Source organism: Croceivirga radicis, assembly GCF_002072105.2.
Lineage (GTDB): Bacteria > Bacteroidota > Bacteroidia > Flavobacteriales > Flavobacteriaceae > Croceivirga > Croceivirga radicis.
Genome location: NZ_MTBC01000011.1, coordinates 1 through 16,599, shown reverse-complemented (window position 1 = coordinate 16,599; position 16,599 = coordinate 1). Strand labels below are relative to the sequence as shown.

Sequence of the window (16,599 nt, the reverse complement as noted above, 5' to 3'; positions counted from 1 at the left end):
AAAAGGTTTATTTAAAGCTTATATTAAATAAAAAGCCCTGCATTTGCAGGGCTTTTTTTAATTCTCTATGCTATTCTTTTAGTTTAAAGTATTATAGCTTTAAACTTAAACTTAAGATAAGTTGATCAGGTCTTGTGTCTACTCTACTGGTGGGTAATGTAGTAATGTTGTTATTGATGAACATAGCTTCATTATCACTAAAACCTCTTTCGTATCGTAAATCAACTCCAAGTTTACCAATATTAACACCGGCACCTATATTCATGCCCACGGTAAAATCATTGTCCACATCATCTATGGTTATGCCATCAAACTCTGTGTCCAAGATATACTGAAACGCTGGACCAGCAAATACGTGAACAGGACCAATTACTTTTGCTCCAAGTAGAATAGGCAAGTCCAATTTTTTCATTTTGAACTCATCATTCTCATAATCCGATTTTGTAGCAGAGTAAACTAATTCTGGTCTAAGATAAATCTGATTACCAATTTTTCCCCAAAATCCTAAATGGTAGCCTACGTTTTTTTCAGGATCTCTGGCAGCATCCCCGGCAGATTCAAAATAATCTCCGTTGCCATTGTAGTTTAAACCAGCCTTGATACCAAAGCCAGAACCTGCTTGTGCCATTCCAAAATACCCACATAGGGCAACCGCAATTACTAATAGTGTCTTTTTCATAATGTGTTTTCGTTTATAGATTTACGATGAAAAAGCTAACAAGGATGATACCAAACCCTATTTTCTTTTCAACACATTTAAAACGGCTTGCTCAATAGCTTTATTGTTAAGGCCGTATTTCTCCATTAGTTGTTCTGGTGTGCCACTTTCTCCAAAAGAGTCTTTAACAGCAACAAATTCTTGGGGTGTAGGCAACTGCATAGCAAGGGTTCTTGCAACGCTTTCTCCTAATCCGCCTAAATAGTTGTGCTCTTCTGCGGTAACCACACAACCTGTTTTTTTAACAGATTTTATGATTGCTTCCTCATCTAGTGGCTTTATGGTATGTATGTTTATTACTTCGCAAGAAATTCCTTGATTTTCTAAGTTTTCTGCAGCTATTAATGCTTCCCAAACCAAATGGCCGGTTGCTAAAATGGTAACGTCTGTACCTTCGCTCAACATTAGCGCTTTACCAATTTCAAATTTTTGGTCTACAGGGGTAAAGTTGGCTACTTTAGGTCTTCCAAAACGTAGGTACACTGGTCCTTGGTGTTCTGCTATGGCAATAGTAGCAGCTTTGGTCTGGTTAAAATCACACGGATTAATTACCGTCATCCCCGGTAGCATTTTCATTAAACCAATGTCTTCTAATATTTGGTGGGTAGCACCATCTTCTCCTAAAGTTACCCCAGCATGACTGGCGCATATTTTTACGTTTTTGCCAGAATAAGCAACAGACTGTCTAATTTGATCGTAAACCCTACCTGTGGCAAAATTTGCAAAAGAAGTGGCAAATGGAATTTTACCACCAATGGTAAGTCCTGCAGACATACCAATCATATTTGCCTCTGCTATACCTACTTGAAAAAAACGTTCTGGATTTTCTTTAATAAAGGTGTCTATTTTTAAAGAACCTATTAAGTCGGCACAAAGAGTAACTACGTTAGGGTTTGTTCTTCCAAGTTCCGTCATTCCGGCACCAAAACCACTTCTAGTATCTTGTTTGCCTTGATCTGTATATTTTGTCATTGTCTTGTGTTCTATAAATTAATAATCCCCTAAAGTTTCTGGATTTTGAGCTAACGCCGTTTCCAGTTGTTCGTCATTTGGCGCTTTACCATGCCATGCGTGGGTATGCATCATAAAATCTACACCGTTACCCATCATTGTATTCATTACAATACATACTGGCTTGCCTTTACCGCTTAGGGTTTTTGCTTTTTGTAATCCGGCAATAACTTGTTCTAAATTATTACCATCTTCAATTTCCATTACTTCCCAACCAAATACACGGAATTTTTCACCAATATCACCTAGTGCCATTACTTCGCTGGTTGGCCCATCTATTTGTTGGCCGTTCCTGTCTACGGTAGCAATTAAGTTGTCTACATTTTTACTGCCCGCATACATGATCGCTTCCCAATTCTGACCTTCTTGTAGTTCACCATCGCCGTGTAAACTAAAGACTAGTTTATTATCCCCGTTTAATTTTTTTGCTTCGGCAGCGCCAATAGCAACAGACATACCTTGCCCTAGTGATCCAGATGCAATACGTATTCCGGGTAGACCTTCATGAGTAGTAGGGTGCCCTTGTAACCTAGAATTAATTAGTCTAAAGGTGCTTAACTCTTCTACAGGAAAGTATCCTCTTCTAGCTAAAACGCTATAAAATACAGGAGAAATGTGGCCGTTGGATAAGAAGAACAAATCTTCATCTCTACCATCCATATCAAACCCATCTTTTAACTCCATTACCTCATTGTACAAGGCAACGAAAAATTCCGTACATCCTAGAGAACCTCCGGGGTGACCAGAGTTTACTTTGTGTACCATTCTTAAGATATCTCTTCTTACTTGGAATACTAAATCCTGTAATTCTTTTGTGTTAGGCATTGTTACATGTTTAAAGTCTTCAAAAATAATTGCATTGCACGGTTAAACCAAGCTTAAGTACTTATAATTGCGAAAGGATTTCGGTTTTAAACTTTATTTTTTTGTTAAGTGAATTCTCTAACAGAGATGGCTATATTTGCCGTTAAATTCAATTAGTTTGAAATTTACCTTAGAAAAAAAGGATAGTCAAAGTAAGGCAAGGGCAGGCACCATTACATTAGGCCATGGCCCAATACAAACGCCAATATTTATGCCGGTTGGTACGGTTGCTTCCGTTAAGGGCGTACATCAGAAAGAACTACGGGAAGAAATTAATCCTGATATAATTTTGGGTAATACGTACCATCTTTACCTTAGGCCCGGCACCCAAATTTTAGAGCAAGCTGGTGGTTTGCACAAGTTTATGGGATGGGACCGTAACATCTTAACAGATAGTGGTGGTTACCAGGTTTATTCTTTATCCGCTAATAGAAAAATTAAGGAGGAAGGCGTAAAATTTAAATCGCACATAGATGGTTCTTACCATTTCTTTTCTCCAGAAAGGGCAATGGAAATACAAAGAAGCATTGGAGCGGATATTATTATGGCCTTTGACGAGTGTACACCTTATCCGTGCGAATATAACTATGCCAAACGATCTATGCATATGACCCATAGATGGTTGGATCGTTGTATAAAACACCTAAAAGAAGTACCCGAAATGTATGGTTATGAACAAACCCTTTTTCCAATTGTTCAAGGTTCTACTTATACAGATTTAAGACAGCAATCTGCAGAATATATTGCTAATGCTGGCGCTTTAGGTAACGCAATTGGAGGTCTTTCTGTAGGGGAACCAGCAGAAGAAATGTATGCCATGACAGATGTGGTTTGTGCTATTTTACCAGAAGATAAACCTAGGTATTTAATGGGAGTAGGTACACCTATAAATATTTTAGAGAATATAGCGTTGGGCGTAGATATGTTTGATTGTGTTATGCCTACCAGAAATGCTCGCAATGGCATGCTTTTTACTTCAGAAGGAACTATCAATATCAAAAATAAAAAATGGGAGAACGATTTTTCTCCATTAGACGACTTGGGGGTAACCTTTGTAGACCGTGAATATTCCAAGGCCTATCTAAGGCATTTGTTTGCCGCCAATGAATATTTAGGAAAGCAGATCGCAACCATTCACAATCTTGGTTTTTATTTGTGGTTGGTAAGAACGGCTAGGGAAAAAATTATTGAAGGTACCTTTACAGATTGGAAAAATAAGATGGTTAAACAAATGGATAAAAGGCTATAATGCTTACCATACTAGATAAATACATACTAAAGAGGTATTTGGTTACATTCCTGGGGATTATGTTATTATTTATCCCTATTGGAATAATGATTAGCTTGGCAGAAAAAATCGGGAAAATCATTGATAATGAGGCCCCTTTAAGTGAAGTAATCGTTTTTTATGGTAACTTTAGTTTGGTGCTCGGCAACTTACTTATGCCCATATTACTATTCCTATCCATTATATTTTTTACTTCTAAATTGGCCAGCAACACGGAAATAGTGGCCATGTTAAGCTCTGGTATTTCTTACTGGCGTTTTTTAAGACCCTATTTTATTGGAGCATCAATTGTTGCCATACTTATTTTTTTAATGGGGCAGTTTATTGTCCCAAATGCAAGTATCGGTTTTAATGAGTTTGAGTATAAGTATTTTAAAAAAGGGAGGCAGACAAGGCAAACTACCAACATATTCAACCAATTAAACGAACAAGATTTTATTTATGTGAGTAGCTTTGATCCACAAAGGCAAATAGGTTACAATTTTACCTATGAACATTTTAACGAAGAGAATCAGTTAGATTACAAGATAAGTGCTGCCAATATTAGATGGATAGAGAAGGATAGTATTTACCGACTTACATCATACCAAAAGAGAAAAATTAGAGAAGGCAAAGAATTAATAAGGTCCGAAAGCAGGTTAGATACCGTTTTCTCTTTTCAGATTGATGATTTGACACCTGTCTCTTATGTTGCAGAGACCAAAAACCTATTTGAGCTTAACAAATTCATAGAAGAGCAACGTAAAAAGGGTGCCGCAAACGTGAACACCTATGTATTAGCTAAATACAAAAGGTGGGCACTACCAGTAGCGGCATTTATTTTAACCATCATTGCAGTAGCCGTCTCTTCTGTTAAAAGAAGAGGAGGTATGGGATTAAATTTGCTTATTGGAATTGCCTTAGGAATGGTCTATATTTTCTTTGACAGAATATTTGGTACCATGGCAGAGCAATCTGGTTTTTCTCCTTTATTGGCGGTATTGATTCCTAACTTAATTTTTGGAATCATAGGAGTTTACTTGCTGCAAAAAGCTAAAAGATAACAAGTTAGATAAGACATGGAACAGGGGCTTTTTAGAATAGGTTAAATTCATATCTTTGCCCTCACCAACCAACTTTCAAGACACTATTTATGGAATATTTGGAATTTGAACTCCCTATTAAAGAACTAGAAGATCAATTGCAGAAATGCATGGTTATTGGGGAAGAAAGTGAAGTAGACGTCACGGAAACGTGCCAGAAAATTGAAGAAAAGTTAGCAGATACCAAAAAGGATATCTACAAGAACCTTACTGCATGGCAGCGTGTTCAACTAAGTAGACACCCAAATAGACCCTACACCTTAGATTATATAAATGCTTTGTGTGGCGATAGCTTTTTAGAGCTGCATGGTGATCGTACTGTAAAGGATGATAAGGCTATGATTGGTGGTTTAGGTAAAATAGGTGACCAGTCTTTTATGCTAATAGGCCAGCAAAAAGGGTATAATACCAAAACACGCCAGTATAGAAACTTTGGTATGGCCAATCCAGAGGGTTACAGAAAAGCCCTTCGTTTAATGAAATCTGCAGAGAAGTTTGGTTTACCTATAGTAACGTTTGTAGACACTCCAGGTGCGTATCCGGGAATAGAAGCAGAAGAACGTGGGCAAGGAGAAGCTATTGCTAGAAATATTTTAGAAATGAGCAGGCTAAAAGTGCCCGTGATCGTGGTGATTATTGGAGAAGGCGCTTCTGGTGGCGCATTAGGTATTGGAGTAGGAGATAAGGTACTTATGTTAGAAAATACCTGGTATTCTGTAATTTCTCCAGAATCGTGTAGTTCTATACTATGGAGAAGTTGGGAGTATAAAGAACAAGCAGCAGAAGCATTAAAACTTACGGCTTCAGACATGAAGCGTCAGAAGCTAATAGACGAGATAATAAAAGAGCCATTAGGTGGTGCCCATAGAGATAGGGATAAAACTTTTACTACGGTAAAAAACAAAATTATTTCTCACTTTGAAGAGCTTAAAAAGTTATCACCAAAAGAATTGGTGAAACAACGCATGGATAAATATTCTAACATGGGGGTATATAACGGGTAACCCTGATTTTTACGTTTTAAATAAAAAAGGTTTCAGAATTTTCTGAGCCTTTTTTTTCGTTATTAACAGAAATATTAAGTTATTAACAAAGAATTTGTTGATCACCTGTGAACATAGTTCATTTAAAAATTAAAGTTAACTAAAGGTTAATTGCATACTTTCGCACTCATGGACAAACCTAGCCCAATTACCGGTCGTAAGATTGATAAATCCACTATCATTAGCTTGGAAAAAGGTAAAATACCGCCGCAAGCCGTTGAATTAGAGGAGGTTGTGCTGGGTGCTATGATGATTGATAAGAAGGGGGTAGATGAGGTAATAGATATCCTACATCCTGATGTATTTTATAAAGACGCGCATAAATTCATCTTTGAAGCCATCTTTCAATTGTTTGAAACTTCTGAACCGGTAGACTTATTAACCGTTTCTACGCAGTTAAAGAAAGACGGCAAGTTGGAGCTGGTAGGCGGCGATTTTTATTTGATAAAACTAACCCAAAAAGTAGCGTCCTCGGCACATATAGAATTTCATGCCCGTATAATTCTTCAAAAGTATATCCAAAGAAGTCTTATTAAGATCTCCAACGAAATTATTGAAGAATCGTACAGTGAAACTACAGATGTTTTTGATTTATTGGATACCGCAGAATCTAAACTGTATGAGGTAACCCAAGGAAATTTAAAACGCTCGGCAGAGACCGCTCAAAACTTGGTTATACAAGCCAAGAAAAAAATTGAGGAAATTTCTAATAAAGAAGGTTTAAGTGGTATCCCATCTGGGTTCGATAAACTAGATAAACTTACTTCGGGCTGGCAGCCTTCAGATTTAATCATCGTTGCGGCAAGGCCTGGTATGGGTAAAACGGCCCTTACTTTATCCATGGCAAGAAACATTGCCGTTAATTCCAATCACGGGGTAGCCTTTTTCTCTTTAGAGATGTCCTCTGTACAGTTAATTACAAGATTAATTTCTTCAGAAACAGGACTTTCGTCAGAGAAGTTACGTACCGGAAAATTGGAAAAACATGAGTGGGAACAATTAAATGTTAAAGTAAAGACACTAGAAAAAGCGCCACTTTTTATAGATGATACCCCCTCGTTATCTATTTTTGATTTAAGGGCAAAAGCAAGACGATTAAAATCCCAGCACGATATTCAGATTATAATTATTGATTACTTGCAGTTGATGACAGCCGGTGGTAGTCAAAAAGGAGGGAACAGGGAGCAAGAAATATCTACCATTTCTAGGAACTTAAAGGCTTTGGCCAAAGAACTTAATGTTCCGGTGATCGCATTATCCCAGCTTTCACGTGCGGTAGAAACCAGGGGAGGTAGTAAAAGGCCGTTACTTTCAGATTTAAGGGAATCTGGAGCAATTGAACAAGATGCGGATATCGTAAGTTTTATTTATAGGCCAGAATACTATAAAATAGAAGAGTGGGACGATGAGGAACGCTCTCCAACACAAGGACAAGGAGAATTCATAGTAGCTAAGCACCGTAATGGTGGTTTGGAAAATATTAGGTTAAAATTCATTGGTCAGTTAGGTAAATTCGATAATTTAGATGACTTTGACTCACCTTTTGAGTTTCAATCTAAGATGAATGACGATGAGGAAAATCCTTTTTCCACCCAAACTTTACCTAGTGCAGATCAAGCATTTGGTAGCTCATTTAATGAGCAGCCAGATGATGATAACGACATTCCTTTCTAGATATTCGTTAAAAACCTCATGGAATAGGGGCTTTTTTTTAGCAGTTGTTTTTCTGTTCATATCAGTAAAAACTTCAGCTTCAATGCTACTTATTCCTATGGATGCCGAGGGCCAGAAGAATCATCTTAAAGCTTATGGAATAACTTATTGGATGTTGCAAAAGCAGCAAAAGGTACAGTGGTTGCTTAATTATAGAGGTGGCTCTTTTTTGTTACCTGATGGAGATTTGGTTCGTAAAGAGTGCCAAATTAGAGGTGTATCTTTTGAAGTTTTGTCAGATAATCAAGCGCAATCTATTTTAACAAATATTAGTAGTCCTTCACAAAATCAAGAAGCAGTAATTTTAGAGAAAGCACCAAAGATTGCAGTTTATTCGCCAAAAGATAATATGCCTTGGGATGATGCCGTGACTATGGTTTTGACCTATGCAGAAATTCCTTATGTAACTTTGTACGATGAGGAAGTTTTAGAAGATAAATTGGCTTTGTATGACTGGTTGCATTTACATCATGAAGATTTTACAGGGCAATATGGAAAATTTTATGGTTCTTATAGAACTGCCTCTTGGTATATAGAGGGTAAAAGAATAGCTGAAGAACGTGCAAAAAAATTAGGTTACGATAAAGTTTCGGAACAAAAAAGTGCCGTTGCTGAGAAAATTAGAGCTTATGTAATCGGTGGAGGGTTTATGTTTGCCATGTGTTCAGCAACAGATAGTTTTGATATTGCTTTGGCTGCTAAGGATGTGGACATTTGTGAGCCCATGTTTGATGGAGATGCCTCTTCACCTAGTTATCAATCGCGATTGGATTATACTAGAACTTTCGCATTTACTAATTTTACGCTAGAGCGAAATCCTTCTCAATATGAATTTTCTTCTATAGACATGACTAGGAAAAGGCGTATTCCCAAGGAATCAGATTATTTTTCTCTAATGGAGTTTTCTGCAAAGTGGGATCCAGTGCCTACAATGCTAACCCAAAACCATACCAGTTTGGTAAAAGGTTTTATGGGGCAAACCACAGCTTTTGAGGCGGTTGAAGTAAAGCCTACGGTTATGGTACTTGGGGAATGTAAGCTTAATGGTGAAGCTAGATATATACATGGCATAAAAGGAAAAGGTTTCTTTACCTTTTATGGTGGGCATGATCCAGAAGATTATCAGCATAGGGTAGGAGACCCAAAGACGGAGTTGGAATTGCATCCAACCTCTCCAGGTTATAGATTAATCTTAAATAATGTACTGTTTCCTGCGGCTAGAAAGAAAAAGCAAAAAACCTAATTGCCTAAAAAAGCATATTCGGTTTCATTGTCCTCATTTGGTTGTGCTTCTTCTCTAAAATGTAAAATCATTGTAGTACCAATCCCTACCTCGCTTTCAACATCAATACTGCCATTCATAGCTTCTACCTGTGTCTTTACCAAATAGAGGCCAAGTCCTTTGCCTTTGGTTTTACCACTAAGCCTACCGTACATGTCAAATATTTTCTTTTTTCTCTCGGGGGTCAGTAACATACCTAGTCCATTGTCTTCTATCTTAACAACAATAGCATTCCTATTTTTAAACACAGAAATTTTTATGGTTAGTGGTGTGTCGGGATTATGATATTTTAAACTGTTTAAAACTAAGTTATAGAAGATGTTGACAAAATAACTCTTAACACCCATTATTTTATCTTGGGTAATTTTAGTGTAGATTTTGGCTTTGGTATCTATTATGTCTTTATTTAATAAGACTTGTATATCGTCTAGAATTTCGCAAACGTCTACCTCTGTAAAGTCTTCTTTACTTATTTCCTTTAAAGAGAGCGAAAGGTTTAAGTCTTTTATTGTAGTATTTAATGCCACGCAACATGCTTGTATGTTGGTCATTATACCGTCATTAGTTTCATTGTCCCCTTCTTCATATAAGGATTGCAAGGCAAGAATATTGGCAATGGGCCTTTTTAAGTTATGAGATAAGATATATATAAAGTTTTGTAACTCCTTATTTTGATTTTCAATTTTCTGGTTGGCAATTATAGTTTTGGTAACATCTTGTGCGGTACCCGCCATTCTATAGGCTTTTAGAGCATCATCATCTTTGTAGAAAGCTTTACCCTTTTGATGTATGAATTTTAATTTACCCCCAACAATAACCCTATAAATAATATCATGAGGTTCCCTGCTTACAATACTGTTTTTTATGGTAATATCAAAAGCCTCACGGTCATCTGGATGAATTAAATTCACTAGAAAAGGAAAGGTTAGGTACTCTTTTTGAAATTCTTTTGGAATGGCAAAGATGTTATTTAAATGTTCAGAAATATAAATTTCGTCTTCTTCTATATTCCAGAACCAGTTTCCAAAATCTGCTATTTGTTGTGCTTCTCTAAGTTTTTCTTCGCCATGTTGTAAATCCTGTATGGTTTTATGCAACTGTGTAACATCACATTGTCTAATACAACATCCTATTATTTTTTCATTTTCTGTAATAGGATAAAAATGAAGCTCATAATGGTTGGTAACCCCACTTTTTATGGTTTTATAGGTTTTACTAAAAGATTTTCCTTCAAAAACATTGTTATAATCGTGAATATTTTCTCCAAAATAAAACCTATTTCTTACGTTACTACCAATAATAATAGAGGAATCTATTTTACTAATTTTAGATAAATAGGTTTTGTTTGCGGTTAAAAGATTAAAGTTTTTGTCCAAGGACCAAATGGCATCTTCCGTATTATCTATTACAGCCTGATTTCTAAATTCTTTGGTTCTTGATTCTTTGAAGTTCTTCTTTATTTTATTAAGTAGTGGAAGTATAAATACAAAAAGTAACAGATAGACAGCGGCAATAAAAAATAGTAAACTTCCAATAGCAATGGCCTTGAATTTTTCTAAGGATTCTTCGTGTATTTTTTGATAGTTACTTACAATCGCATCCATACCATTTAGATATTTCTGCTCTATTTCACTTAGCGTTTTTAATTGTTGGGTTTGTAATTTGGTTTTTTGCTTGGCTAATGCAATAATTTGTTCTTGATAAATACCTAGTTTTCTATAGGTTTCTTCTATTTCCGGGGTATTTAGAATACTACCCAAAACCCTATTATTGGCATTACCACTTAATAATGAATGATTTTCTTGCCAAATATCTAAGCCAACTAAGTCTATTTTAAAGGTAGAATCTAATTGTTTGTTATAGATTTGTTTAACAGCACTTTGACTGAGCATGCGTTGTCTTCCAGATATATTGATAACGTATGCGTTATCATTCAAATCAGAAAAATATAAACTTACAACATACAAGGTGGCAGTAAAGAATATAAGAATACTAACACCTAAGACAATTAATAGCCTGGTAAAATTACTAACATACCGATCATCTCCCTTAGCTTGCTTCATAAAGGTAATTGGGGTAATTCCAAGAAAACTGGAAATATTGGTCTATAGCATCTTCAACTAAGATGATTTTGAAGAAGAAAAAGACTTTTGTAAATAAGCTTCTAGATGCTCTATTTTTAAGGGTTTTGTTATAAATTCTTTTACATATTTGCTATACTCTTCTGCCTTTTCCCTGTCTTCTGGACGCTCAGATGAAGTAACCATTAATACTTCATTGGAAACTGGAAAATTTTCTAAAGTCATGAATTCTAAAAATTCATAACCTGTCATCTCAGGCATGTTGATATCGAGCAAAATTAATGTTCGCTGATCTTGTACCTCCCTAAATCGTAAATCATCTAATGCTAATTCAGGGTTGGTAAATGTTTTTACTTTATCTTCTAAACCTAATTTTCTAAAATGTACGGTGTTAATAGTGTTCACTAACTCCTCATCATCCACTAAGTAAATCTGTTGGTACATAGTCATATTTAAATATTGTGGTGCAAACTAATTATACTAAACTATTGTAAACAATTTTTGTTGTAAAATAGGAGAATTTATGTGTTAAAATACAAATAATATCTGGTATCCTGTAAAAAAATTAAACTGACCAGTATTTAACTGGGTTTGAATGGTAGCCAACCTAAGTTGGATAATTTCAGGAAATAGGGTAGTTTTTTAGCTTTTGGCCAGTAACAGTTTGGATAAAATATGTTCTACTCCATGCTCGGTATTACTTAAGGTTTGGTACTTGGCAATACGTTTTACATTTGGATGGGCGTTAGCCATGGCAAAACTATAGTTAGATAGTTGCATCATCTCCAAATCATTGTTAAAGTCACCAAAAACCATTATCTCATCTGCATTAATTCCATGTTTGTCCATAACCTTTTGTAGTGCGTAACCTTTATGGGCATTGGGTTCCGATATGTCTAGCCAATTCTCTCCAGAAACTTTTACCTTTAAAACATCTTCAAATTGTTTCAATTCTGGATACAAATAGTTTTCAGAGCTCTGGTGATGATATATTGCAATTTTTAAAATAGTATCACTAACTTCTTGTTGACTGTCAACCAAGGTAAATTCAGAATAATATTCCTTAAGCATTTCTATAAAATCGCCTGAAGATTTTTTAACATAAGCAGTTTGTGCCGTACATAAAACCGCATGGGCATTATCTATTTTATCTACTACCTCTAACACATTGGTAATGTAAGTTTGGTCTAGAGAAATAGTCATTAATACTTGCTCTTGTTTTTTTACAAACGCACCATTTTCAGCTATAAATAAAATATCATTGGCAATTGGTTTTAATTTATCCAACATGCTATAATATTGTCTGCCACTAGCCGCTACAAAAGCAATATTCTGCTTTTTCAAATTTTCAAAAAGATGAAAAAACTCTTTACTTACTTCATGCTGATTGTTCAATAGGGTTCCGTCCATGTCAGAAACCACCATTTTTATTTTAGATAAATCCATATACCAAAATTAATTGGTAAAGGTACTGCTATCTCTAGGAAAGACGTAAAATTTGTCTTAAATATGCTTTATGAATTGGTTTCAAAGAGAAATTAAATTACAAGCTTTTCAAAGGGGATTTCATTTAGTTACAAAAGATATTTTAGATAAACTGCCGGAAATCCGTAGAATCAAGTATGGACAATTACAGGTATTTATAAAGCATACGTCTGCTAGTTTAACTATAAACGAGAATGCAGATCCTACCGTAAGGTTAGATTTTGAAAGTCATTTAAATGTTATGGTACCTGAGAATGCGCCATACTATATTCATACCTATGAAGGCCCGGATGATATGCCAGCCCATATTAAAGCATCTCTAATGGGGGCGTCCGTATTAATACCAATAACCAATGGTACGTTGAACTTAGGCATTTGGCAAGGAATTTATTTATGCGAGCATCGGGATTACGCTTCCAGTAGAAACCTTGTGTGTACTATTATGGGAGAAGTAATGTAAGAAAAATAAAAAACCCATCAGTTTAATGATGGGTTTAATAAGCGGGATAATTAAGTTAAATGTTTTATTTCACTTTCTCAACGATGGCTTTGAATGCATCTGGATGATTCATAGCTAAATCTGCAAGTACTTTACGGTTAAGTTCAATACCACTAGCCTTAGCTTTACCCATAAATTGAGAGTAAGATAATCCATGCATTCTCGCACCTGCGTTAATACGTGTAATCCAAAGTGAACGGAAATTTCTCTTTTTATTTCTTCTGTCGCGGTAAGCATATTGCATTGCTTTTTCTACCGCATTTTTGGCTACTGTCCAAACGTTTTTTCTACGTCCAAAGTAACCCTTTGCCTGCTTCATCACTTTTTTTCTTCTTGCGCGTGAAGCAACTGAATTTACTGATCTTGGCATACTGTTTTCATTTTTTTGTAGTAGGCGTTCCTATTAAAAGAAATCTTTGATTGTGCCTAACTCCATGGTTAATAATTAATGTACCTAAATTGAACTTTTGCTTATTTTAAACGCAATTGTTCTTTAATGCTATTCTCATCACTTTGGTGAACCAAGGTAGAGTGAGTTAGCTTTAGCTTACGCTTTTTAGATTTTTTTGTCAAAATATGACTCTTGAAAGCGTGCTTTCTTTTGATTTTACCAGTACCTGTAAGCTTAAAACGCTTTTTAGCACTGGATTTAGTTTTCATCTTTGGCATTATTCCTCTTTTTATTTAAACCGAAAACACAAAAGTATAATCGGATCCCGCTTATTTTTTTCCAGTCTTTGGAGCAATGAACATGGTCATTCTCTTACCTTCAAGTTTAGGCATTTGTTCTACTTTACCTAAATCTTCTAGTTCCTGCGCCAATCGTAACAAAAGAATTTCTCCTTGGTCTTTATAAACTATGGACCTACCTTTAAAGAAAACATAGGCCTTTAACTTAGCACCATCTTTTAAAAACTTCTCGGCATGTCGTTTTTTAAACTCATAATCGTGGTCATCTGTTTGCGGTCCAAAACGGATTTCTTTAATGACAACTTTTGCCTGTTTAGCTTTTAATGCTTTCTCTCTTTTCTTTTGTTCGTATAAGAATTTCTTATAGTCTATTATTTTACATACAGGAGGGTTTGCATTTGGTGAAATTTCTACCAAATCAAGTTCCTGTTCTTTGGCTATTTCTTTAGCCTTTCTAATAGGGTACACGCCAACTTCCACATTATCGCCAACAAGACGTACTTCTCTTGCTGCAATTTTATCATTGATGTTGTGAGGGTTTTTATTTTCCCTACGTGGTTGTGGCCTAGATCTTCTTCTTATTGCTATGACTTAAAAATTTTAATTAAACTTCTTTTTTAAAACGATTTTAAGGTACTATTTATTTCCTTTTTAATCAAATCGGAAAAGTCCTCAATGGTAATACTTCCTAAATCTTCCCCGCCATGTTTTCTAACAGCTATGGTATTGTCTGCTTCTTCTTGTTCGCCTACAATAATCATAAAAGGAATTTTCTTTAATTCTGCTTCACGGATTTTCTTACCAACCGTTTCATTCCTATTATCAATGAGCGCGCGAATTTCGTGATTTTCAAACGAATTCAAAACTTTTTGGGCATAATTTTCATGTTTCTCGCTCACAGGCAGTACTATACATTGTTGTGGCATTAACCAAAGTGGAAAGTTTCCGCCAGTATGTTCTAGTAAAATTGCAATAAAACGCTCCATACTACCAAATGGGGCCCTATGAATCATCACCGGCCTATGCAGTTCATTATCACTCCCTTTATAAGTAAGGTCAAAACGTTCGGGCAGGTTGTAATCAACTTGTATGGTACCTAACTGCCATTGTCTGCCTAACGCATCCTTTACCATAAAATCTAACTTAGGTCCGTAGAATGCTGCTTCACCGCTTTCAATAACATAATTTAGCCCTTTGTCTTTGGCGGCATCTATAATAGCTTGTTCTGCTTTCTCCCAATTTTCTACCTTGCCTATATATTTGTCGGGATTATTTAAATCCCTTACAGATACTTGAGCGGTGAAGTTCTCAAAACCTAATGAACCAAAAACATACAAAACCAGGTCTATTACATTCTTAAACTCTTGATCAAGCTGATCAGGAGTACAAAAAATGTGGGCATCATCCTGGGTAAAACCTCGTACTCTGGTTAAGCCGTGTAACTCGCCACTTTGTTCATACCTATATACAGTTCCAAATTCTGCATAACGTATGGGTAAATCTTTATAGCTCCAAGGACTGTTTTTATAAACTTCACAGTGGTGAGGACAGTTCATTGGTTTTAACAAAAATTCTTCGTCTTCTTTGGGGGTCTTTATAGGTTGAAAACTATCTTCACCATATTTAGCGTAATGACCAGAGGTAACATATAATTCTTTTTGACCAATATGGGGGGTAACCACCATTTCATAGCCCGCTTTTTTCTGAGCTTTTTTGAGAAAGTCTTCTAATCGTTCTCTCAATGCTGCACCTTTTGGTAGCCATAAAGGTAACCCTTGTCCAACTTTTTGCGAAAAGGTAAACAACTCTAATTCTTTACCTAATTTCCGATGATCACGCTTTTTGGCTTCCTCTAAAAGTTCTAGATATGCTTTAAGATCTTTTTGTTTCGGAAAAGAAATGCCATAAACACGAGTTAATTGTGGATTGTTTTCGTCTCCACGCCAGTAGGCACCAGCTACACTTAATATTTTAAATGCTTTTACAATTCCAGTGTTTGGTATATGGCCGCCTCTACACAAATCGGTAAACGTACTATGGTCGCAGAAAGTAATTTCACCATCGGTAAGATTTTCTATCAACTCTATCTTATATTCATTGTTTTCCTCTTTGTAATAGGCCAAGGCATCTGCCTTAGAAACTTCGCGTAACTTAAAGTCATGCTTTCCTCTGGCAATTTCTAAAGCTTTGGTTTCAATTTTTTCAAAGTCTTTGTCGCTTATGGTGTGCTCTCCAAAGTCAACATCGTAATAAAACCCATTTTCAATAGCAGGGCCAATGGTTAATTTAATTCCAGGGTATAGTTCTTCCAAGGCCTGGGCTAAAATATGAGAAGATGAATGCCAAAAAGCTTTCTTGCCTTCATCGTCATTCCATGTATATAAGGTTAAGGAGCCATCCGTGGTTAAAGGTGTTGTGGTTTCAACAGTTGTATCGTTAAATTTTGCGGAAATAACATTTCTTGCAAGTCCTTCACTAATACTTTGTGCAACAGCAAAAGGAGTAGTTCCTTTTTCAACTTCTTTTACAGCACCATCCGGTAGCGTAATCTTTATCATGGTCTATACTTCTTAGTTTTATTATAGCGGGAGCAAAGATAATACCTTACCAAGATGTTGCAACTATTATACTTATATATATGTATATATTTCCCTGTAACAAGAAGAAGGAGTCTAAGTAATTAATTGTTTGGGCTAATTACATAGGTTGTATTTTGCAGTCACAAAAAAAATTGTATTTTTATCTGCTTGATTTTCAGTAAGCTGAAAATTTCCACAAAAAAACCTGTAAAAAGTTTGTTGATTAATTGGGAAATGGTGTTACATTTGCAGCCCGAAAAACAA

The 16,599-nt window shown here is 35.7% G+C and carries 16 protein-coding genes; 6 read left to right on the top strand and 10 right to left on the bottom strand.

Features of this window, described 5'->3' with window-relative positions; translation table 11 throughout:
• Positions 1–91: 91 nt before the first annotated feature.
• Genes BUL40_RS13975 through BUL40_RS13965 form a run of 3 tightly spaced genes read right to left on the bottom strand, consistent with a single transcriptional unit; the run spans position 92 to position 2,554 of the window.
• Complete coding sequence (locus tag BUL40_RS13975; protein WP_080319757.1) at positions 92–679, bottom strand: porin family protein; 588 nt, start codon at positions 677–679, stop codon at positions 92–94.
• A gap of 57 nt (positions 680–736) precedes the next feature.
• Positions 737–1,690, bottom strand: a complete 954-nt coding sequence (locus tag BUL40_RS13970; RefSeq protein WP_010520015.1) for a transketolase family protein — start codon at positions 1,688–1,690, stop codon at positions 737–739.
• Between the two features lie 18 nt (positions 1,691–1,708).
• On the bottom strand, positions 1,709–2,554 hold the full coding sequence (locus tag BUL40_RS13965) for a transketolase (protein WP_010520016.1): 846 nt from the start codon (positions 2,552–2,554) through the stop codon (positions 1,709–1,711).
• 157 nt (positions 2,555–2,711) lie between these two features.
• Here BUL40_RS13965 and tgt point away from each other — a divergent pair, with 157 nt between their 5' ends.
• The 5 genes from tgt (at position 2,712) to BUL40_RS13940 (ending at position 8,962) form a co-directional block, all read left to right on the top strand.
• On the top strand, positions 2,712–3,842 hold the full coding sequence (gene tgt / locus BUL40_RS13960; RefSeq protein ID WP_010520017.1) for a tRNA guanosine(34) transglycosylase Tgt: 1,131 nt from the start codon (positions 2,712–2,714) through the stop codon (positions 3,840–3,842).
• Positions 3,842–4,924 carry an LptF/LptG family permease gene (locus BUL40_RS13955; protein WP_010520018.1) on the top strand — a complete coding sequence of 361 codons (1,083 nt, stop codon included), beginning with the start codon at positions 3,842–3,844 and terminating at the stop codon, positions 4,922–4,924. Before tgt ends, BUL40_RS13955 begins: the two co-directional genes overlap by 1 nt.
• Positions 4,925–5,013: 89 nt before the next feature.
• A complete protein-coding gene (locus BUL40_RS13950) occupies positions 5,014–5,967 on the top strand; it encodes an acetyl-CoA carboxylase carboxyltransferase subunit alpha (protein WP_010520019.1) in 954 nt (317 codons plus the stop codon).
• A 168-nt stretch (positions 5,968–6,135) separates the two neighbouring features.
• Complete coding sequence (gene dnaB / locus BUL40_RS13945; protein ID WP_010520020.1) at positions 6,136–7,680, top strand: replicative DNA helicase; 1,545 nt, start codon at positions 6,136–6,138, stop codon at positions 7,678–7,680.
• Positions 7,681–7,762: 82 nt separating this feature from the next.
• Complete coding sequence (locus BUL40_RS13940; protein ID WP_080319756.1) at positions 7,763–8,962, top strand: asparagine synthetase B; 1,200 nt, start codon at positions 7,763–7,765, stop codon at positions 8,960–8,962.
• Here the strand turns inward: BUL40_RS13940 and BUL40_RS13935 are convergent.
• The 3 genes from BUL40_RS13935 to BUL40_RS13925 all read right to left on the bottom strand — a co-directional run bounded on the left by BUL40_RS13935 (position 8,959) and on the right by BUL40_RS13925 (position 12,528).
• Positions 8,959–11,064 carry a sensor histidine kinase gene (locus tag BUL40_RS13935; protein WP_080319755.1) on the bottom strand — a complete coding sequence of 702 codons (2,106 nt, stop codon included), beginning with the start codon at positions 11,062–11,064 and terminating at the stop codon, positions 8,959–8,961. The two genes, BUL40_RS13940 and BUL40_RS13935, sit on opposite strands and share 4 nt — an antisense overlap.
• 57 nt (positions 11,065–11,121) lie before the next feature.
• A complete protein-coding gene (locus BUL40_RS13930; protein WP_010520023.1) occupies positions 11,122–11,526 on the bottom strand; it encodes a response regulator in 405 nt (134 codons plus the stop codon).
• Positions 11,527–11,724: 198 nt separating this feature from the next.
• Positions 11,725–12,528, bottom strand: coding sequence for an HAD family hydrolase (locus tag BUL40_RS13925; protein WP_080319754.1), 804 nt, complete (start codon positions 12,526–12,528; stop codon positions 11,725–11,727).
• Between the two features lie 70 nt (positions 12,529–12,598).
• On the opposite strand from BUL40_RS13925, the gene BUL40_RS13920 reads away from it, so the two are divergent.
• Positions 12,599–13,027 carry a secondary thiamine-phosphate synthase enzyme YjbQ gene (locus BUL40_RS13920; RefSeq protein ID WP_080319753.1) on the top strand — a complete coding sequence of 143 codons (429 nt, stop codon included), beginning with the start codon at positions 12,599–12,601 and terminating at the stop codon, positions 13,025–13,027.
• A 64-nt stretch (positions 13,028–13,091) separates the two neighbouring features.
• Here the strand turns inward: BUL40_RS13920 and rplT are convergent, their stop codons facing one another.
• From rplT to thrS, 4 genes are all read right to left on the bottom strand, one after another.
• Positions 13,092–13,436 (bottom strand): 50S ribosomal protein L20, encoded by a 345-nt coding sequence (rplT, locus tag BUL40_RS13915; protein WP_010520026.1) that lies wholly within the window; start codon positions 13,434–13,436, stop codon positions 13,092–13,094.
• Between the two features lie 101 nt (positions 13,437–13,537).
• Positions 13,538–13,735, bottom strand: coding sequence for a 50S ribosomal protein L35 (gene rpmI, locus BUL40_RS13910; RefSeq protein WP_010520027.1), 198 nt, complete (start codon positions 13,733–13,735; stop codon positions 13,538–13,540).
• A 51-nt stretch (positions 13,736–13,786) separates the two neighbouring features.
• Entirely contained in the window at positions 13,787–14,338 is a 552-nt protein-coding gene (gene infC, locus BUL40_RS13905) for a translation initiation factor IF-3 (RefSeq protein WP_095529372.1), read from the bottom strand.
• A 35-nt stretch (positions 14,339–14,373) separates the two neighbouring features.
• The gene (thrS, locus tag BUL40_RS13900) at positions 14,374–16,314 is read right to left on the bottom strand and encodes a threonine--tRNA ligase (protein ID WP_010520029.1); all 1,941 of its coding nucleotides are present in this window, start codon (positions 16,312–16,314) and stop codon (positions 14,374–14,376) included.
• Between the last annotated feature and the right edge of the window lie 285 nt (positions 16,315–16,599).